This window comes from Xanthomonas sp. 3307, from assembly GCF_014199735.1.
Taxonomy (GTDB): domain Bacteria; phylum Pseudomonadota; class Gammaproteobacteria; order Xanthomonadales; family Xanthomonadaceae; genus Xanthomonas_A; species Xanthomonas_A rydalmerensis.
On the sequence record NZ_JACHOG010000001.1, the window covers coordinates 990,780 to 1,009,106 of the forward strand.

At 68.5% G+C, this 18,327-nt stretch carries 19 protein-coding genes, 1 tRNA gene and 1 other RNA gene; 7 read left to right on the forward strand and 14 right to left on the reverse strand.

Annotation, left to right across the window (positions count from 1 at the left end; all coding sequences use genetic code 11):
• Positions 1 to 286: 286 nt before the first annotated feature.
• Together GGR64_RS04190 and ffs are read left to right on the forward strand one after the other, a co-directional pair.
• On the forward strand, positions 287 to 1,690 hold the full coding sequence (locus GGR64_RS04190) for a glycosyl hydrolase family 28-related protein (protein ID WP_184644096.1): 1,404 nt from the start codon (positions 287 to 289) through the stop codon (positions 1,688 to 1,690).
• Between the two features lie 379 nt (positions 1,691 to 2,069).
• Positions 2,070 to 2,166: signal recognition particle sRNA small type (gene ffs / locus GGR64_RS04195), an RNA gene on the forward strand.
• 48 nt (positions 2,167 to 2,214) lie between these two features.
• Here the strand turns inward: ffs and GGR64_RS04200 are convergent.
• Genes GGR64_RS04200 through GGR64_RS04230 form a run of 7 tightly spaced genes read right to left on the reverse strand, consistent with a single transcriptional unit; the run spans position 2,215 to position 6,379 of the window.
• On the reverse strand, positions 2,215 to 2,661 hold the full coding sequence (locus GGR64_RS04200; protein WP_184644098.1) for a molybdenum cofactor biosynthesis protein MoaE: 447 nt from the start codon (positions 2,659 to 2,661) through the stop codon (positions 2,215 to 2,217).
• A 3-nt stretch (positions 2,662 to 2,664) separates the two neighbouring features.
• Complete coding sequence (locus GGR64_RS04205) at positions 2,665 to 2,910, reverse strand: MoaD/ThiS family protein (RefSeq protein WP_160966213.1); 246 nt, start codon at positions 2,908 to 2,910, stop codon at positions 2,665 to 2,667.
• The gene (gene moaC, locus GGR64_RS04210) at positions 2,907 to 3,425 is read right to left on the reverse strand and encodes a cyclic pyranopterin monophosphate synthase MoaC (protein ID WP_184644100.1); all 519 of its coding nucleotides are present in this window, start codon (positions 3,423 to 3,425) and stop codon (positions 2,907 to 2,909) included. Before moaC ends, GGR64_RS04205 begins: the two co-directional genes overlap by 4 nt.
• 31 nt (positions 3,426 to 3,456) lie before the next feature.
• Positions 3,457 to 3,828, reverse strand: a complete 372-nt coding sequence (locus tag GGR64_RS04215; RefSeq protein ID WP_184644102.1) for a DUF4440 domain-containing protein — start codon at positions 3,826 to 3,828, stop codon at positions 3,457 to 3,459.
• 3 nt (positions 3,829 to 3,831) lie between these two features.
• A complete protein-coding gene (gene moaA, locus GGR64_RS04220) occupies positions 3,832 to 4,866 on the reverse strand; it encodes a GTP 3',8-cyclase MoaA (protein ID WP_184644104.1) in 1,035 nt (344 codons plus the stop codon).
• Positions 4,863 to 5,630 (reverse strand): MBL fold metallo-hydrolase, encoded by a 768-nt coding sequence (locus tag GGR64_RS04225; protein WP_184644106.1) that lies wholly within the window; start codon positions 5,628 to 5,630, stop codon positions 4,863 to 4,865. The genes moaA and GGR64_RS04225 overlap by 4 nt, the downstream gene beginning before the upstream one ends.
• Positions 5,630 to 6,379 (reverse strand): 3-deoxy-D-manno-octulosonic acid kinase, encoded by a 750-nt coding sequence (locus GGR64_RS04230; protein WP_184644108.1) that lies wholly within the window; start codon positions 6,377 to 6,379, stop codon positions 5,630 to 5,632. Before GGR64_RS04230 ends, GGR64_RS04225 begins: the two co-directional genes overlap by 1 nt.
• A gap of 20 nt (positions 6,380 to 6,399) precedes the next feature.
• Between GGR64_RS04230 and GGR64_RS04235 the strand changes: the two genes are divergently transcribed.
• Both GGR64_RS04235 and GGR64_RS04240 read left to right on the forward strand, forming a co-directional pair.
• Positions 6,400 to 7,449, forward strand: coding sequence for a glycosyltransferase family 9 protein (locus tag GGR64_RS04235; protein ID WP_184644110.1), 1,050 nt, complete (start codon positions 6,400 to 6,402; stop codon positions 7,447 to 7,449).
• Positions 7,450 to 7,648: 199 nt separating this feature from the next.
• Positions 7,649 to 7,903 (forward strand): DUF2798 domain-containing protein, encoded by a 255-nt coding sequence (locus GGR64_RS04240; RefSeq protein WP_160966199.1) that lies wholly within the window; start codon positions 7,649 to 7,651, stop codon positions 7,901 to 7,903.
• Between the two features lie 47 nt (positions 7,904 to 7,950).
• Here GGR64_RS04240 and GGR64_RS04245 read toward each other — a convergent pair whose 3' ends face one another.
• From GGR64_RS04245 to GGR64_RS04255, 3 genes are all read right to left on the reverse strand, one after another.
• Positions 7,951 to 8,355, reverse strand: a complete 405-nt coding sequence (locus GGR64_RS04245; protein ID WP_160966197.1) for a DUF6165 family protein — start codon at positions 8,353 to 8,355, stop codon at positions 7,951 to 7,953.
• 107 nt (positions 8,356 to 8,462) lie between these two features.
• Positions 8,463 to 10,337, reverse strand: a complete 1,875-nt coding sequence (locus GGR64_RS04250) for a rhamnogalacturonan lyase B N-terminal domain-containing protein (protein ID WP_260302772.1) — start codon at positions 10,335 to 10,337, stop codon at positions 8,463 to 8,465.
• A 437-nt stretch (positions 10,338 to 10,774) separates the two neighbouring features.
• Positions 10,775 to 10,865: transfer RNA gene (locus GGR64_RS04255), tRNA-Ser, on the reverse strand.
• Between the two features lie 209 nt (positions 10,866 to 11,074).
• On the opposite strand from GGR64_RS04255, the gene GGR64_RS04260 reads away from it, so the two are divergent.
• The gene (locus tag GGR64_RS04260; protein WP_017907821.1) at positions 11,075 to 11,779 is read left to right on the forward strand and encodes a protein phosphatase 2C domain-containing protein; all 705 of its coding nucleotides are present in this window, start codon (positions 11,075 to 11,077) and stop codon (positions 11,777 to 11,779) included.
• A 168-nt stretch (positions 11,780 to 11,947) separates the two neighbouring features.
• Here GGR64_RS04260 and dnaQ read toward each other — a convergent pair whose 3' ends face one another.
• The 3 genes from dnaQ to GGR64_RS04275 are packed head-to-tail and all read right to left on the reverse strand — an operon-like array spanning position 11,948 to position 13,845.
• Positions 11,948 to 12,685: a DNA polymerase III subunit epsilon gene (gene dnaQ / locus GGR64_RS04265; protein WP_184448236.1), complete on the reverse strand. Its 738-nt coding sequence runs from the start codon at positions 12,683 to 12,685 to the stop codon at positions 11,948 to 11,950.
• A gap of 29 nt (positions 12,686 to 12,714) precedes the next feature.
• Positions 12,715 to 13,173, reverse strand: coding sequence for a ribonuclease HI (rnhA, locus tag GGR64_RS04270; RefSeq protein WP_017907823.1), 459 nt, complete (start codon positions 13,171 to 13,173; stop codon positions 12,715 to 12,717).
• Positions 13,174 to 13,185: 12 nt separating this feature from the next.
• Positions 13,186 to 13,845 carry a hypothetical protein gene (locus GGR64_RS04275; RefSeq protein ID WP_184448238.1) on the reverse strand — a complete coding sequence of 220 codons (660 nt, stop codon included), beginning with the start codon at positions 13,843 to 13,845 and terminating at the stop codon, positions 13,186 to 13,188.
• A 12-nt stretch (positions 13,846 to 13,857) separates the two neighbouring features.
• On the opposite strand from GGR64_RS04275, the gene gloB reads away from it, so the two are divergent.
• Together gloB and GGR64_RS04285 are read left to right on the forward strand one after the other, a co-directional pair.
• Positions 13,858 to 14,625, forward strand: a complete 768-nt coding sequence (gloB, locus tag GGR64_RS04280; RefSeq protein WP_184644113.1) for a hydroxyacylglutathione hydrolase — start codon at positions 13,858 to 13,860, stop codon at positions 14,623 to 14,625.
• The gene (locus tag GGR64_RS04285; RefSeq protein WP_184644115.1) at positions 14,622 to 15,833 is read left to right on the forward strand and encodes a lytic transglycosylase domain-containing protein; all 1,212 of its coding nucleotides are present in this window, start codon (positions 14,622 to 14,624) and stop codon (positions 15,831 to 15,833) included. Before gloB ends, GGR64_RS04285 begins: the two co-directional genes overlap by 4 nt.
• A 427-nt stretch (positions 15,834 to 16,260) precedes the next feature.
• Here the strand turns inward: GGR64_RS04285 and GGR64_RS04290 are convergent, their stop codons facing one another.
• A complete protein-coding gene (locus tag GGR64_RS04290) occupies positions 16,261 to 18,249 on the reverse strand; it encodes a peptidylprolyl isomerase (protein WP_184644117.1) in 1,989 nt (662 codons plus the stop codon).
• Positions 18,250 to 18,327: the final 78 nt, after the last annotated feature.

Consider the following 18,327-nt stretch of genomic DNA (forward strand, 5'->3'; position numbering starts at 1 on the left):
CCGCTTGCCTCCCTAAACCCATCCTCTTGCCCTCCCTTGCATGAGTGCAGAGTACGACCGCCGATACGGTCTCAGGCTGTGAGAGATGTGGGTGCCAAGATGGCAATCCCAAGCTCACTTGGCAACGCGCCACAGACGATGCCCCTTTGCCATTCATCTGATTGCAAAGCGATGAGTCGAGCCTGGAACGAGAAGACGGCAGATCACCAACTCCTCCCAAGAGAAGAAAACAAGAAATCGCTCAGCATTCAATCATTCGGTCACCCTCCCATTGAAGGAAAATCCTATGGCAGAAATCGACGCATCCAACGTCACGTTCAATCAGGCAGGTACGGGCTCGGTCACGCGCAGCGTCATGAACAAGCTCACTGAATTCGTCAGCGTCAGGGACTTCGGTGCAGTTGGAGACAGCACCACTGATGACACAGCCGCGTTTCAACGCGCCCTGGATGCATCCAACAAGGTGTATCTCCCGGATGGCGTTTACAAAGTCAGCGCAACGCTTGTCGCCCGCCCGGGTCTACACCTGATAGGATCGACACCAGAGAATTGCAGGATCTTCAGGACGGACACGTACGGCGACACCCTGCAAGTCGGGAGCACTTCCGCGAACGCCGGCAATGTCACGGTATCGGGAATATTCTTCTGGCATTACTACTCGTTCAACAACGGCAATACGTATGATCCTGGCACGTCGACCAGCGTCACCAACAGGAACACGACTGGATCGCACCTGCAGATCCTCAGCGGCCAGAATGTGCGCATAACAGACTGCTGGTTCGAAGGAAACCGCAACAACGTCTACATGCGCGACACATACAACGTCTGGATCGATCGCTGCAACTTCAATGGAATATGGGATGCCAACCGCGAAGGATTGCAGGATACCGAGTGCGGTATCTACATGGACACCACCTCCAACTCAACCCGCAACGACAATATCAACATCTCGCACTGCAGGATCGGAGGCTACGGACCCAGCGCACCAACCGACGTCACCACCAATGGCGTAACGGTATCCAAGGTATTGAATGCCGGTATCCGTTTCGGCATCAGGATCAGGAGCGCGGAGCGTTTCACCATCTCGGACAACTACATCGGCGGACAAGCCGAAAACAGCATCTTGATTGAATCCAAGTCCATCGTGACCCATGGAGAGATCCATGACAACATGCTCGACGGGTCCTTCAACTACAGCATCCTAATCAGAGCACTGAATTCTTCCAGCGTTCCGAATTTCATCAACATTCACCACAACACAGGCGTAGGTTATGGTTTCGAACTTGGATTCGTGAAGGTACAACAATTCGAAGGCGTTGCCGGCGGATGGCAAATCTCCATCAATAGCAATATCCTCCAGTACTACAGGGGATGCCCTATCTATATCGACCACGCCGTTGGCGTTTCGATATTCGGCAACCATGTGTCCGCCTACAACTCGGATGGCAGCACGAATCGAGACTTGACAACCCAATCGGGGTGCTTCGTCGGCTCCGCGTCGTCCATGGTGCATTCGCATGGGAATCTATGGGGTGGCGGGATCAACAACCCAGCGAGCGCCAATTACTGTCGCTGGGGCATTGCATTCCAAGACAGCTCGCTCGGCACCGCATCCAACGAGCGTAGCCTGGGACTGGGGCTGGAAGGTGGAACCTTGGTCGGCGGTACGAACCAGAGCTACCCGGCCTGAAAGATGGAGCTATCCAAGATCGCACCTAGATAGGCCGCGGAATGAAGGGCAGGCGCCAGTTAGGCGCCTGCCCTCTCGACCGAACACCCGCGTTTGAACCGAGTAAGGCGGCGAGTTCTGCCTGTCGTCGCCCCATCCTACTGCGCGGCTAGCCAACCTCAGCGCAGACTAGCCTGGAGCTAGACCAACCGGCTACAATGCGCGCGGCAGTGCGGAACAAAGAACGCCCTGTCGCGTCTGGAATTGAAGAAGCCGGGCACCGCGCCTACTTCTTCGGCAACTCCGAATGCACCTCCCCGCTGAAATCCTCTGCCGCAAGCAGCGCGTTTCGATTGGAGGGAAGACCGCGCCACGGCGCGGTTTCGTCTCTATGGTGGCCCCGTCGGCCCCTCGCGACGCTAGGTCGAAAACCCCGCCAGGGCCGGAAGGCAGCAACGGTATCGATCGACGCGGGCGCCGAGGTCAGCCGGCGGGGTTACCACCCCTCCCTACGAAGACAGCGATCAACGCATGATCGTGCGCCGCTATTCGCGTTGCCGCGCCTGCGTCTCCGGATGCAACCAGCCGGCATCGCCGTCGCGATAACGTTCGCGCTTCCAGATCGGCACGCGCGCCTTGACCTCGTCGATGACGTAGCGGCAGGCGTCGAACGCGGCACCGCGGTGCGCGGCGACCACGCCGACCCACACCGCCAGATCGCCGATTGCCAGTTCGCCGATGCGGTGCACGCAGCGCAGATCGAGGACGGCGAAGCGGGCCAGCGCCTCGTCGACGATGCGCTGGCCCTCGGCCTCGGCCAGCGCGGCGTAGGCCTCGTAGTGCAGGCCGTCGACCGCGCGGCCGTCGTTGTGATCGCGCACCCAGCCTTCGAAGCTGGCGTAGGCGCCGGCCTGGGCGTGCGCCAGCGGGGCGCGCAGCATGGCGATGTCGAGCGGCTGGCCGGCCAGGCGGAAACGCGGTTCGGTGGCCATGGCTCAGCCTCCCGAGACCGGCGGGATGAACACCACTTCGCTGCCGTCGCGCACCGCTTCGTCCCAGCCGACGAAGGCGCCGTCCACCGCCACCCGCAACCGATCCAGCGGCCAGCGCAAGCCATGCCGGGCATCGAGTTCGGCGTACAGCGCGCGCAGGTCGGGCGCATCGGTGCGCACCTGTTCGCGCTCCAGGCCCGCGGCTTCGCGCAAGCTGGCGAAGTACAGCACGGTCACCGAGGCGCTCATGCCACGCTCCCGACGTCGCGCTTGCCGCCACGCTTGCCGACCAGCCGCACCGGACCGATGGTCATCGCGTGGGTCAGCGCCTTGCACATGTCGTAGACAGTCAGCGCGGCGACGCTGGCGCCGGTCAGCGCCTCCATCTCCACGCCGGTGCGGTGCACGGTGCGCACCGTGCACTCGATGCCCAGCACCTGCGGCGAGCGCCAGTCGATGGCGAAGCGGCAGCCGTCGATCGGCAGCGGATGGCAGAACGGAATCAGTTCGTGGGTGCGCTTGACCGCCATCGTGCCGGCGATCACCGCGGTGTCGACGATACCCCCCTTGGCGCTGCGCAGCGCATCGGCGCGCAACTGCGCGGCCACGGCGGCGGGAAAGCGCACCTGCGCCTGCGCCACCGCCACGCGCGCGGTGGCGGCCTTGGCGGAGACATCGACCATGGTCGGCAGCCCCTGCGGGTCCAGGTGGGTCAGCGCCGGCGCGGCGGCGCGCGCGGACGTGGCGGTGGTCTTCTTGGTCATGGACTGCGCTGCCGCTCCCACGGCGCGATCTTCAGGCACCGCCGGGGATCGGCGTGCCTTGGTGGAACAGCATGCGCCATCGGCCGTCACGGCGCTGCCACAGCGAACTGCGCAGCGCCTGCCGCGGCGGCTCGCCGCCGCTGCGCTCGCTGCGGTAACGCACTTGCGCAAGATCCGGCGCCAGCGACTGCACCTCGATGTCGAAGGCGCGGTAGCGGACGTCGCCCGATTCGGCCGACAGCGTGTGCAGCACCGCCGGCTTGTCGAAGTGGCGGCCGGAAGCGCCGAACTCGACGAAGGCCTCGTCGAGCAGTTCGGCCACGCGCGCTGCCGAGGCCCGCACCGCCGGCTCCAGCAATTCCAGCTCCAGCGCGACCAGCGCGCGTTGCAACGCGGCGTCCATCGCTCAACCGCCGATCAGGAACATTTCGACATGCTTGCCACGCCTGACCTGCGCGGCACCGCGCAGTTCGCTGTAGCGATCGTCGCGCTGTTCCCACAGCGCGCGCACGCGCTCGGCCAGCGCCTCCTCGCCGCCGGCCAGCGCCGGCCGCAGGTCGGTCCCTTCGCCCGCGAACAGGCAGGTGTAGAGATGGCCATCGGCGGACACCCGGGCGCGGTGGCAATCGCCGCAGAACGGCGTGCTGACCGAGGTCACGAAGCCGATCTCGCCGCCGCCGTCGGCGAAGGCATAGCGCGCGGCGACCTCGCCGGGATAGTGCGGCGCCAGCGCCTGCAGCGGCCAGCGCGCGGCGATGCGGTCGCGCAGTTCGGCGGCCGGCACCACCCGCTCGCGGCGCCAGGCGTTGCAGGTGCCCACGTCCATGTATTCGATGAAGCGCAGCACGTGGCCGCTGCCGCGGAAATGCGCCAGCAAGGGCAGCGCCTGATCGTCGTTGATGCCGCGCTGGACCACGCAGTTGAGCTTGACCGGCCCCAGCCCGGCCGCGACCGCCGCATCGATGCCCTCCAGCACCTGCGCGATCTCGCCGCGGTCGCCGGACATCTTCCGGAACACCGCCGGCTCGATCGCGTCCAGGCTGACCGTGACCCGACGCAGGCCGGCCTCGCGCAAGGCCTGTGCGTGCCGCGCCAGCAGCGCGCCGTTGGTGGTCATGGCCAGGTCGTCCACACCGGGAATGCGCGCCAGCCGCCGCACCAGTTCGGGCAGATCGCGGCGCAGCAGCGGCTCGCCGCCGGTCAGGCGCAACTTGTTGACGCCGTTGCGCACGAAGGCGCGGGCCAGGGTCTCGAGTTGCGCGAACGACAGCCGCGATGCGGCGTCGAAGCCGTAATCGTCCGGCACCTTGTCGGCCGGCATGCAGTAGCCGCAGCGGAAGTTGCACGCCTCGATCACCGACAGGCGCAGGTCGCGCAACGGTCGCCCGCGCCGGTCCGCCGGCGTCGCCGACGCGAGCGGCAGGCGCGGCAGCGCGTTCATCCCAACGGTACCTGCGGCACCTGCGCGGCGCGCGGCGCGGGCAGCGCCACGCATTCGCCCGGGCGCGCCACGCGGTGCCCGCGCCTGCGCAGGGCTTCGGCATCCTCAGTGCTGGCGTAGTGGTACAGCATGGTCCGTTGCAGCAGCTCGGCGGGATACTCCCGCTCCAGATCGTCCACGCCAGTATGCGACGGGTTGCCGTGAAGACCACAGTCGTGGGCCACCAGTTCGCCGTCGTTGGCATACCGGTTCAGCATTTCCGGGATCGGCCGGGTATCCCCGCTCCACACCAGCGCACCCTGCAGGCGCAGGCCGTAGGCGGTCTCCGGCCAGTGGTGGCGCACCGGGAACACCTCCAGGCGCATGCCCTCGTGCCAGAACGCATCGCCCACCGCGATCAGCTGGAACGCATCCCAGAAGTTGGCGCCGCCCTCGGCCAGCACGTTCGGATAATCGGCCACCCGGCGGTGCAGCAGCGGCACCACCGTCGCCGGCACGTACAACCGCACCTTGCCGCGGCGCTCGGAGAAATAGCTGTCCACGAACAGTCGCTCGAACCCAGCGACATGGTCCAGATGCACATGGGTGACGAACAGCGCCTGCGGCATCGCGCCGTAGTGCGCCTGGTAGGCGGTCAGCCCCTCACCACCGCAATCGATGGTCAGCCACGGCCGGCCATCGCGCTCGATGGTGGCCATCGGCGAGCCAAGCGACACCGCCGACGCGTTGCCCACGCCCTGGAAACGCAGCGCCCAGTCGGTCATCAGCAACCGCGCTCCCAGGCCAGGTCGTAGGCGCGGCGCAGACGCGCGTAGTCCTTCTCCACCGCATCGACGCTGCGTTCGCCGCGCAGCTTCAGCAGCGAACGACGTAGCCGCTTGAGGTTGCGCTCGCGCCAGCGGGTGCTGGGAATGCGTAGCACGCCGCGATCGAAATCGATCAGCCAGCCGCGGTTGTTGCCGTCGAACAGGATGTTCTGGGCATTGAGGTCGGCGTGGTCGAGGCCGGCGCGATGGAAGCGCGCGATCAGCCGCCCCGCCTCCTCCCACGGCGCGCCGCGGCCGGCGATGCGCGCGCAGTCGGCCAGCGAGCGCACGCCCTCCAATCGCTCCATCAGGATCGCCGCGCGGTAGCGCAGCCCCTGGCGCAGATAGCAAGCCGCCAGCGGTCGCGGCACCGGCAGCTTGCGCGCGATCAGCGCACGCATCAGCCGGAACTCGGCGAAACTACGGGTGCGGTCGGCGCCGGTCCACAGGTAGCGGTCGCGGACCAGCTTGGCGACCAGCCCACCGCGGCGGTACTGGCGCAGCACACAACTGCCGAACGGGGCATCGACGAACCAGGCGCCGCCACGGCCGCCGGCATCCACCGCGCGCGCGCGTTCGGCCCAGGCGGCGGCGGAGAACAGCGCCGGTTCGGCTTGCCGCAGCCGCTCGCGGTCGAACAGAATGGCCCCGTAACCGCGGCCCTCGCGGTACGGCGTCAGCGCTTCGGTGGCGTCGAATGCAACCATCCAGCGAGTCTAACAACACCATGCCGGCAACGCTCCCTTCGTTGTGCCTGTTGCGCCTGTCGGCGCTGGGGGACGTGACCCACGTGGTGCCGCTGGTGCGGACCTTGCAGCGCGCCTGGCCGCAGGCGCCGGCACTGCACTGGATCATCGACAAGGCCGGGCACAAGCTGCTGGACGGTTTGCCGGGCGTGGTGTTCCACACCTACGACAAGCGCAGCGGCGTGGCCGGCATGCGCGCCTTGCGCCGTGACCTGCCCGCGCAGGGCTTCGACGCGCTGCTGCAGATGCAGGTCGCATTGCGCGCCAACGTGCTGTCGGCGTTCGTGCCGGCGCGCCGGCGCATCGGCTACGACCGCAGCCGCTCCAAGGACCTGCATGGCCTGTTCGTCAACGAACGCATTCCGGACCGCCCCGGCATCCACGTGCTGGATGCGATCGGCAGCTTCTGCGAGCCGCTGGGGCTGCGCCAGACCGAGGTGCGCTGGGACCTGCCGGTGCCCGAGGACGCCCATGCCTGGGCGCGCGCGCAATGGCCCGACGACGGCCGCCCAGCACTGCTGATCTCGCCCTGCTCCAGCCACCAACGCCGCAACTGGTATGCCGAGCGCTATGCCGCGTTGGCCGACCATGCGGCCACACAGGGCTGGCGCGTGGTGTTGTGCGGCGGCCGCAGCGATCTGGAACGCAGCACCGCCGACGCCATCGTCGCCGCAGCGCGCACGCCGGTGCTCGACCTGGTCGGCCGCGACACGCTCAAGCAACTGCCGGCGCTGCTGCAGCGCGCAGCGCTGGTACTGACCCCCGACTCCGGCCCCATGCACATCGCCAACGCGATGGGTGCCAAGGTGCTGGGCCTGCACGCGGCCAGCAACCCGCGCCGCAGCGGCCCGTATTCGGACCTGCGCTACTGCGTGGACAGGTACGACGCGGCCGCGCGCAAGTACCTGGGCAAGCCGGCCGAGCGCCTGAAGTGGGGCAGCAAGATCGAGTTCGACGGGGTGATGGCGCTGATCGAGGTGGACGACGCCATCGCCGCGTTCGAGCGCTACCGCGCCGACCACGGCCACTGAGTCCTATTGCGACGCGCGCGGCGCCGCCCTACCATCGCCGCGCGTCCTGCCGCCGACCCGGCCCGCAGGAGCCGCCGTAAGCGTTTACGTCAATCAACGCGCCAACTGCGCCGGATCCGTCCGGGGCTGTTTCCCGCCCGGGCCTGACAGGCCGTTGGCGGGTGGCGCCTTCGATCGACCGGCTTACGGAGAGTCCGCAATGTCACGTTCCCCGCTGTTTTCCCGCAAACTGCCCCCGCGCCATGCCGCCTGGGTGACCCCGCTGCTGCTGTCGGTGCTGATGACCTGCATCGTCTCGATGATCAGCACCCTGCGCAGCGTCGGGCTGGCGCCCGGCGTCGGCACGCTCTGGCTCGGCGCCTGGGCGCTGTCCTGGCTGGTCGCCTTCCCCACCTTGCTGCTGGTGCTGCCGCTGGTGCGGCGCCTGACCGGCCTGGTGGTGGCGCGCGGCTGACGGTGGTCCGGCATCCGGGAGACGGCAACGCCTCCCGGGCGCCGCCCTCAGGCCGAGGGGTTGCGGTAGTCCTGGTAGGACTTCTCTTCCACGTAGCTGGAGCCCAGGGCCAGATTGATTTCCTTCTTGAGGCGCGCGCGTTCGTCGTTTTCGTAGTACACGCTGCGCGCCAGCTTGATGAACTCCTCGTCGAAGGCCTGCGCCTTCTCCTTGATCCGGATCTCGTCCTCGATGACCCACAGGCGCTCGTTGACCGCCTTCAACTCCGCACGCAACCGCGCCACGTCCCCACCGGCCGCCGGATGTGCCATCCAGGTCTTTTCCAGCGCCGACAACTCGGCGCGCACGTTGGCCAGCTTTTCGGCATCGCCGATGCGCTCGGACTTGATCTGCAGGATGGCGATCTTGTCGAGCAATTCGCCGAAGGATACGGGCACCAGGATTTCGGACATGGCAGACACCACAAACAGAAGTCGCGCAAGTGTAACGGCTCTGCCTTAAGACGGCGTCGGCGCTGCGCCGCGGCTACGTACCAACCTAGTGGAACGGCGCACGGACGTCAGCGCGCCGCAGCGACGCCCGCAGGTACGTTCTCCTGGACCAGATCGATCGCATCGTACGAAACGCCCGGACTGAGGAAACCCTGCCCGTGCTGACCGCTGGCGACGCTCAACGTCAGCTCGTTGCTCCCGACCTTCAACGCGGACAACGGGATGACGAAGCGATAGACGGTGTTGTTGCCGCGATAGGTGCCGACCGTCAACGTGCGCGAGGTCGGTTGCTGCGACGCCGCGGGAACCGCCGCCTGCCAACCGCCGATCGCGGGCACGGGGCGCCCATGAAAGGCGGCGGTGGTGATGCCGATCCGCAGCGTCGGCGGCGCGGCCGGCATGCGCGCGAGGACGAAGCGCACGTGCAGTGCGTTGTTCACGTCCTGCCATTGATACGCGGGAAAGTCCTGCGCCGCTGACGACGCCCCAACCGTGAACGGCGCGGTCCGCCAGCTCGCCATGCGCACGTCCGACGGGTGCATGGTCGTCACCTTGTCGCCGTTCAAGAACTCGCGCGGCGAGCCGTCCCAGCGCCCGATCCGCCACAACGCCGGCACGGCGTCCGGATCGTCGGCGCGCAGCGTCCCCGCGGCCACGGTACGGCCTGCCGCCACGGTGGCCTCGCCCTGCGCGACGGCCAGTTCGTTCTTGTAGAGCGTCACCCGGTAGACGCCCGGCAGCATGCCGCTGCGTTCGAAGCGCCCGTCCGCGCCGGCACCGGTCCAGTACTGCGCCTGGGCCGAGGCGAAACCCACCGTGTAGGCAAAGGCGGGATCAAGGCCGCGCGCCGTACCGACCACCCCGCCACGTGCCGCCGGCGGGACGTAACCGTCCAGGCCCGCACCGGCGAACCACGCGGTATCGACCGGCCCGGGCGGCGCGCCATCGGTGAAGACCAGCGTGTAGGCCTCGAGGATGCCAGTCCGGAACGGCTCGGTCTGGCCTTCGCCGTAATTGACGATGTAGGTCAGTTCCTGGTCGACGGTGCCCTGGTCCAGCAGGCTGCGGTAGAACGGGCCGCCGGAGCCGCCTTCGTTGTCATCGCGCACCATCCACATCCCGACATGCGCACCGGTCGCGCCGAAGAAGCGCCAGTCGAGCAGCCGCATGTTGGAATAGTGTTTCGAGCGGGTCTGCCCGTCCGGACGGGCAAACACGTCATGCGCCTCGATGGTGCGATCGGTACCGTGCAGGTCCGCCGGTTCGGGGCCATGCGGGAGCAGCGCCCAGGGCACGCGCACGACGAAGCGCAGCAGCCCGGGCTTCGGTTCGCTGCTGAAGCGGTCGGCCATGTAGATGCGCGGCTCGCCGCGCCGGGCCAGGTAGTAATGGATCAGATCACCCGAGCGCACCGTCACCCGGATCGTGTCGGCATCGAGCTGTCGCGCCTCGACGGCGACCGGCCCGGCGTCCGCGTAGAGGCCGGCGAAGCCCGAGTTGACGTGGCTGTCCTTGGCCGGATCCTGGTACTCGACACCATGCCAGCGCAGCGAGGACAGACCGCCCGCGCTCTGCAACCCATTGTGGCCGGCGATGCGCCGCACGGCGAAGGTCAGGCCCGCACCAGTGTCGACGACATAGGCATCCGCGCGTTCGCTGAGTCCGAACCGCGCCGCGCGCGCGGATGCCGGCGCGTCCGGCATCGGCGCCGCAACGCCGCGCGGGGCCGTGGCGCCGACCGCGGCAAACAGCAGGATGCACATCACGATGGAGGAGAAGCACCGACGCGATCCTGGGTGCCCACCTGCGTTCGTCGTTTTCATCGCCTGCGCGCGCGGCACCACCTTGGTGACGCCGGGACACGCATCGGCACGTCGATCCACTCGCTCGAAGCCAACCCGACTGTCCATTGCGCCAATGCCGAAACCAGGGGGCGACAGCATGCGAACACGACCGCTGGACGATGGATGAACCGGGAGAACGATCTTGTCCAACGCATGGCGGGAACGCCTGCGACGCGCCGGATGCAGGCGCGACGCCTCGGGATGCGGGCGTCCACCTGCGCAGGCAGACCTGGCGGCCGGTCTCACCCGCGGTGAGGCGGGATCAGGCCCAACCGGAGGTGGAGTGCGGGTCCACGCCACGCGCAAGACCTGTTGCGATCGAACCTGCACGAACGGGGCGATCCATCGATGGCCACATGTGGTCGACCGCCCGCCCGAGGACCCTGGACGGCTCGGTCGCGGCGCGGGGATGCGATGGGGTAACGGCACAGCGCCTGCAGCGCGGCTGGAATCGCCAGCGACGTTTGCCGGTCCGGCACGGGGCATGTCTATGCCCCCTGGAGACGCAACCTCGCGGGAGCGCGAGACGCGAGAACTGGCGGGAAGGGGGGGATTCGAACCCCCGAGGCGCTATAAACGCCTGCCTGATTTCGAGTCAGGTACATTCAACCACTCTGCCACCTTCCCGGGTGGTCCCCGGCGGACCGGGGGCGTGCATCATACGGTTCCCGCCGCGCGCGGACAAGCGGCCCGGCGCCGATGCCCCGCAAGCGCCCCCGTGGCGCGGGGCGATGAATCCCGCCTGCGTGGCGCCGCGCCCGGCGATTGCCTGATCCGCGCGCGACCGCGATGATGCCCTTCGACCCCAGAAAACACCGGCCGGCCGCAGGCGCGCAATGATCGAATTCGGACACCTCACCCACGTCGGCCTGCGCCGCGACCTCAACGAGGACACCTATTACGGCGACCACGAACTGGGGCTGTGGCTGGTGGCCGACGGCATGGGCGGCCACGCCTGCGGCGAAGTCGCCAGCGCCCTGGCGCGCGAGGCCATCGTGCGCGAGGTTCGCGGGGGCACCGCGCTGGCGCAGGCCATCCGCATCGCCGACGAGGAGATCATCCGCGCCTCGCAGCGCCGCAACGACACCCTGCCGATGGGCACCACGGTGGTGGCGGCGCGGGTGCAGGGCAACCGCTTCGAGGTGGCCTGGGTCGGCGACAGCCGCGCCTACCTGTGGCGCGACGGCAAGCTGGCCCAGCTCAGCCAGGACCACAGCTACGTGCAGGAGCTGATCGCGCAGGGCGCACTCACCGCCGAGCAGGCCCGCGCGCATCCCCACCGCAACGTCGTCACCCAGGCGCTGGGCGTCACCGATCCGCAGCACTTGAACGTGGCCACGATGACCGGCGAGCTGCGCCCGGGCATGCGCCTGCTGCTGTGCAGCGACGGGCTGACCGAGGAAGTGGACGATGCCGGACTGGCCAACGCGCTGGGCCACGACGACTGCAGCGCGCAGGAATGCGTGGACATGCTGGTCGCCGCCGCGCTCGACGAAGGCGGTTCGGACAACATCACCGCGATCCTGGTGCGCTGCCACTAGGGCGCGTCATCTGTCCCGGGCACGACGTCCTGCCGCGCACGCCTTCTAGAATCGAAGCGCGAAGAAGTAACCGCCCGCCTGTCCACGCCTGAGCGATGACACGTTTGGCGCGCAGCCAGCCAGATCCTCAGGTCGGCGTGGCAGACGCGCCACCCGCGCAAGGCGGCCTCAGCCGGCCACTGCCTCCGCCGCGACCGGCTCGGCGTCGTCCCACAGCGCGCGGCCCGCCTTCTTGCGCAGCTTCTCCAGCCGCGCCTGGTGCGCCTCAAGCTCCGAGGCCGTCGGCAGCACCCGCGGGCGCGGAAGCAGCATCGACATGTCGAAGGCCGGCCCCTGCGCTGCCGTACGCGCGGCGCCGTCCTCGGCCAGGGCGAAACCGATCTCCTCCTGACCGGAGGTCAGCGCGATGTACACGTCGCTGAGGATCTGCGCATCGAGCAGCGCGCCGTGCAGTTGCCGGTGCGAGTTGTCCACGCCCAGCCGCTTGCACAGCGCGTCCAGCGAATTGCGCTGGCCGGGGAAGCGCTCGCGCGCCAGCAGCAGGGTGTCGATCACCGTGGCGCGGTCGAGGATGCGGCCGTAGGACTCGCCCAGCCGCGACAGTTCGTAGTCCAGAAAGCCCAGGTCGAACGAGGCATTGTGGATGATCAGCTCGGCGCCGTCGATGAACTCCAGGAATTCGTCGACCACCTCGTGGAATTCCGGCTTGTCGGCGAGGAAGTCCAGGGTCAGGCCGGTGACTTCCTGCGCGCCGGGCTCGAAATCGCAGTCCGGGCGCAGATAACGATGGAAGTTGCGCCCGCTGGGGCGGCGTTCGAGCAGTTCCACCGCGCCGATTTCGACGACGCGGTTGCCCTTCTTCCATTCCAGGCCGGTGGTTTCGGTATCGAGGATGATCTGGCGCATGGGACTCGCAGCGGAAAAGGAAGACACGATCAGGTCGCCACCGCGGCGCCGCCGGCGCGCACGTGCAGGGCCTGGTTGCGCGCCAACTGGTCGACCCGCTCGTTGTCCGGATCGCCGTTGTGGCCCTTGACCCAGCGCCAGTCGATCGTATGCCGCTGCGCCGCGGCGTGCAGCCGTTCCCACAGGTCGCGGTTCTTGACCGGATCGCCGCCAGCGGTCTTCCACTGCCGCCGCACCCAGCCCGGCATCCATTCGGTGATGCCCTGGCGCACGTACTGCGAGTCGGTGTGCAGCACGATCTGGCACGGCTCGTTGAGCGTTTCCAGGGCCATGATCGCGGCCATCAGCTCCATGCGGTTGTTGGTGGTGTGCGCCTCGGCGCCGGCCACCTCGCGTTCCAGTCCCTTGTAGCGCAGCAGCGCGGCCCAGCCGCCGGGGCCGGGATTGCCGAGGCAGGCGCCATCGGTATGGATGTCGACAGTCTTCATGAAACTCCGTGTTCAGATGGATGCGACCGAGCCGCGCCAGCGGACCGGCGCGCGCAACGGGATGGGGCCGATGCCGGCGGCGGTGCGTTTCTCCGCCTGCAACAGGCAGACCGCGCGCAGCGGTGCGGTGGACGTGGCCGGGCCGACACCACCGCGAGTCGGCCATACCGGCCCGAGATAGCGCAACTGCTCCACGCACGGCAGGCCGACCTGTTCGAGCAGGCCGCGCCAGCTGCCCGGCGGGCGCGCCACCAGGCCCTGGCGGCGCCAGCGCAGCCGGTACGGACTCATCGCGTTGAGCGCGAACAGCCACAACCGACCGCCCGGCATCAGGATGCGCTCGCATTCCTCCAGCAGCGCCGCCGCATCGGCGCCGAGCACGTGTTGCAGGACGATGGCGTTGACGCTCTCAGACGGCAGCGGCAGCGGCAGCGTGCACACCAGGTCGCCGGCATAGCCGCGCGCGCTGCGGTGCAGGCGCACGCCCCTGCCCGGAACCTCGCGCGACGGCGGCGGCAGCGGTACCGGCGCCAGCCACAGCCAAGGCTGCGCGGGGCGCTTGAGCAGGGCGTCGAGGATCAGCGGCTGCTCGGCCTGCAGCAGCGCCTGCGCCCCGGCTGTATCAAACCAGGATGAGACGTTGGCTTGACGAGGGAGCGACACGGCAGGCATGGTGCCAATTCTATGCGACTGATCGCCCTGCCCGCATTCCAGGATAACTACATCTGGGCGATCGCCACGGACGACGGGCGTGCATTGCTGGTCGATCCCGGCCAGAGCGAGCCAGTGCTGGAAGCCGCGGCGCAAGGGCTGCAGCCCGCTGCCATCCTGCTCACCCACCACCACGACGACCATATCGGCGGCGTCGCCGCCTTGCGCGAGCGCTGGCCGGACATCCCGGTGTACGCGCCGGACGACCCGCGGATCGCCGGATTCGCGTGCCAGCGGGTCGGCGACGGCGATGTCGTGAAGGTGCTGGACTGGCAGTTCGATACCCTGGCCGTCCCCGGCCATACCCGCTCGCACCTGGCCTATGTCGGCCAGGGCCACCTGTTCAGCGGCGATACGCTGTTCAGCCTGGGCTGTGGGCGCATGTTCGAAGGTACGCCCTCCCAGATGTTGGGTTCGCTGCAGCGCCTGTCCGCCCTTCCGGGCCAGACGCTGGTCTGCTGCGGACACGAATACACCTTGGCCAATGCGGCATTCGCCGTCACGGTCGATCCCACCAACGCTGCCCTGCGGCAGCGCCATCAGGAAGCCCAGGCCATGCGTCACGCTGCCCGCCCCACCGTTCCCGTCACCCTCGCCAGCGAACTGGCGACCAATCCGTTCCTGCGCACCGCCTCTGCGGCGATCCAGCAGGCGATCGGCGCCCGGCTCGGCCGGGGGATGTCCGACGAGGTGGACGTCTTCGCCGAATTGAGGCGCTGGAAAGACGATTTCCGCGCATGAGGGCGCTGGCGTTGACGGCGGCGCTGACGCTGGCGATGGCGTCGGCGGCGCCCCCCGCGGCGGCCTCGACCCCGCTTGCGGCGGCACTCGAACAGACCGTGGCCGGCCTGAACGGCCTGCCCACTGACGCGGCGGCGCTGCCACCACCGACCACCCGTAACGGGCACGACATCCTCGCCCGCTTCCGCGATGGCCTGGCCGACGCGCGCTGCGACGCCGGCGCCACCGATGCGCGCTGGCAGCAGCAATTCTCGCGCGCGCCGTCGCGTCTGGCCGACGAGGACGAGGACGTGCTGCCACTGTTCGGCTACGTGGTCGACGAACTGCGCGCGGCCAACCTGCCGACCGAGTTCGCGCTGATCCCGTTCGTGGAGAGCGGCTACCGCCCAGGCGCCCGCAACAGCGGCGGCCCCGCCGGCCTGTGGCAGTTCATCCCCGGCACCGCGCGCAACCACGATGTCCCGGTGGAGAGCGGCTACGACGGCCGCCTGTCCGCGGTGGACTCCACCCGCGCCGCGGTGCGCTACCTGAAGACCCTGCACGGCATGTTCGGCGGCGACTGGCGCCTGGCGATCATGGCCTACAACGCCGGCGAGTACCGCGTGCTGCAGTCGATGCGCCGCGCCGGCATGAACGCGCAGAACGCGCAGCCGGACAAGCTGCCCGGGCTGTCCTCGGTCACCTACGCCTATGTCGAGAAGCTGCACGCGCTGGCCTGCGTGCTGGAACAGGCGCAGACCCGCGACGAATGGATGGCCTCGCTGGACCGCGACGTGCCGATCCTGCAGGCACAGACCCTGCCCGCCGGCATGGCGCTGGACGAATGGGCACGGCGCCAGGCGCTGCAGGGCAACCAACTCGCACGGCTGAACCCGGCGCTGGGCAGTGGCCGCAGCACCAAGCGTGCGCTGCCGGTACTGGCGCCGCGCAGCCTCGGCGGCCCCGTGCTGGCCCAGGACACCGCGCCGCCGGTGCAGGACGACGCGCCGGTCGTCGCCACCGTGGCCAGCACCGACGACAGCCCCGCGCCGAAACGCGCCACGCGCGCCGGCGCACGCTCGCGCCACACCCACACCGTGCGCGATGGCGACACCGCCTGGAACATCGCCAAGCGCTACGGCATCACCGTGCAGGCGCTGCTGATGAAGAACGGCCTGTCCGCGCGCAGCGTGCTGCGTCCCGGCATGGTGCTGAGCTACGAGGACTGACGCGCTCCCGCCGCGGCGGGACGACGTCCACGACGTGCCGCAGCGCCGACGGCCGTGCAGCCACGCCGCGGGATGACCTGATCACTCGTTCCCAACCCGAATGAGCACCTGCGACCAACGTAAGCGCCTGCAAGACAGGCGTATCACCGCGTCCAGGGCCTGCGGCAACCGCGCACTGCCCCACGGCCAGCATGTCTGCCTCGATCGCCCCAGCGCGCTCAGCATGCGCACGAGGCGAAGGTCGCGACGTACCGCGCCTGCCGCCCAGTCGTGGCACTGCCAAGCCTGCCGGCGCGCGATGCACTTGCGCGCCAAGGCTGCGCACCTCTCCCGTGGCGACACGCACACCTCGATGACGCCTGAAACGCAACAGGCCCGGCATTGCCGGGCCTGTTGCGTGACATCGTGCTTCGACGGCGCGCAGCCGTTACAGCTGCGACTCCTGCACGCTGATCTTGAAGTGCTTGCGCATCGCATCGACGTAGGCCTTGGCATCGGCCTCGCCCTCGATCCGCGCCAGCTGCTGCTGGAACATGGTCCGCTGCTCGGCCGGCACCTTGCTCAGGTCGCCCGGCGTCACCTTGGTCACCGCGAACAGCGCATAGCGCTTGCCCACGGTGCCCGGCGCCGCAGGCAGTTCCACCTTGCCCACCGACGGCTTGCCGTCGGCCGGCTGCGGCGCGCTGAAGATCGCCTGGCTGGCCTGCGCGCTCGGCATCGGCACGTTGCGCGGCAGCCCCGGCATCGGGTTGATCTGAAGCTTTTCGGGGCCGGCCAGCGCCTGCAGGGTCTCGCCCTTGCGCAAGCGCGCCAGCAGCGCGTCGGCCTTGGCGGCGGCGGCCTTGGCGGTGCGGTCGGCATGCACCGCGGCCACCACCTGCTCGTGCACCTTGGCCAGCGGCTGGATCTGCTCCGGCTGATGCTGGGTCACGCGGATCAGCACGCTGTGGTTCGGCCCCAGGTTGATCGGGTCGCTGACCGTGCCGTCCTGCACCAGGGTGTCGGAGAACGCGGCGCGCAGCACCGCCGGCTGTGCGGCGATGCCGCTGGCGGTGGCGCGCGAGAACGGCCCCAGCGTCTGCACCGGCAGGCCCACTTCCTTCGCCGCCGAGGCCAGCGCGGTCGGGTTCTTGTAGACCAGGTCCACCAGCTTGCCGCTCAGTTCGCTGAAGGCCTTCTCGCTGTCGGCCTTCAGTTGCTCGCTGGCGAGCTGATCGCGGACCTGCTCGAACGACTTGCCGCCGCCACCCTTGACCTGGCGCAGCTGGATCACGTGATAGCCGAATTCGCTCTTCACCGGACCGACGATCTCGCCGGGCTTCATCGCGAACAGCGCATCCTCGAACGGCTTGACCATCACGCCCTTCTCCACCCAGCCCAGATCGCCGCCGGCGTTCTTGGAACCGGGGTCGTCGGAGTTGGCGCGGGCCAGCGCGGCGAAATCGGCACCGGGCTGCTTGGCCTCGGCCGCCAGCTTGGCCGCCTTGGCCTCGGCCGCCTTCTGCGAGGCCGCGTCCTTGCCGGCGCTGATCAGGATGTGCGAGGCCAGCCGCTGGTCGGGCTCGACGAAGCGCGCCTTCTCGTCGTCGTAGCGCTTGCGCAGCGTCGCCTCGTCGGCCGGCTTGACCGGCGGCAGGTTGGCCGCATTGAGGTCGACGTACTCGATCGTCACGGTTTCCGGCTGCTTGAAGTCGGACTTGTGCGAGTCGTACCACTGCTGCACCTGCGCGTCGCTGACCGGTGCGGTGTCGGCCGGCATTTCCGGCAACAGCGCCATCTCCACGTCGCGCGTTTCGCCCAGCATCTTCAGCAGGCGCTCGGTCTCCTGCTTGGTGGCGAACGCCGATTCCGCGATGCCGGAAGGGATCACGGACTGCTGCAGCGCGTCGCGCACCAGCTGCTGGAACATGGTCGGCGTGCGCGGCGGCGTGCCCGAGGCCAGGGCCAGGCGGTAGCGCTCCGGATCGAACTTGCCGTCGTTCTGGAAGGCAGGCATGGAGCTGATGTAATCGCGCACCGCGGTATCGCCGATGACCACGCCGGCGCGTTCGGCCGACAGCTTCGCCACCTGCTCGTCGATCAGCTGATCGAGCAGCTTGCGCTTGTTGTCGATGCTTTCGAACGCACGCGGATCGAAATCCTCACCCTGCTGTTCGCGCGCCTGGATGCGCGCCTGCTCGAAGCGGGTACGGAACTGTTCCGTGCTCACTTCGTGGTGCTGCCACAGCAGCGACACCGGCCACCATGTCGGCGCCGACGACCACCACGCCGGCGGCGCCTGCACCTTGGCGACATTGTTGGCACCGACGCCACCGAGGTAGCTGTTGTCGATGACGAACAGGAACGGAATCATCAACAAGCCGATGATCGCGGTGGCGATCCAGCCCGAGGTCTTTTCGCGAAGTTTCTGCAGCATTGGGAACCGACGGCCTATTGGCGAGCCGCGCAGTTTAACCCGCTTCACGCCTTGCGGCAGAACCGGCGGCCCGCCAGC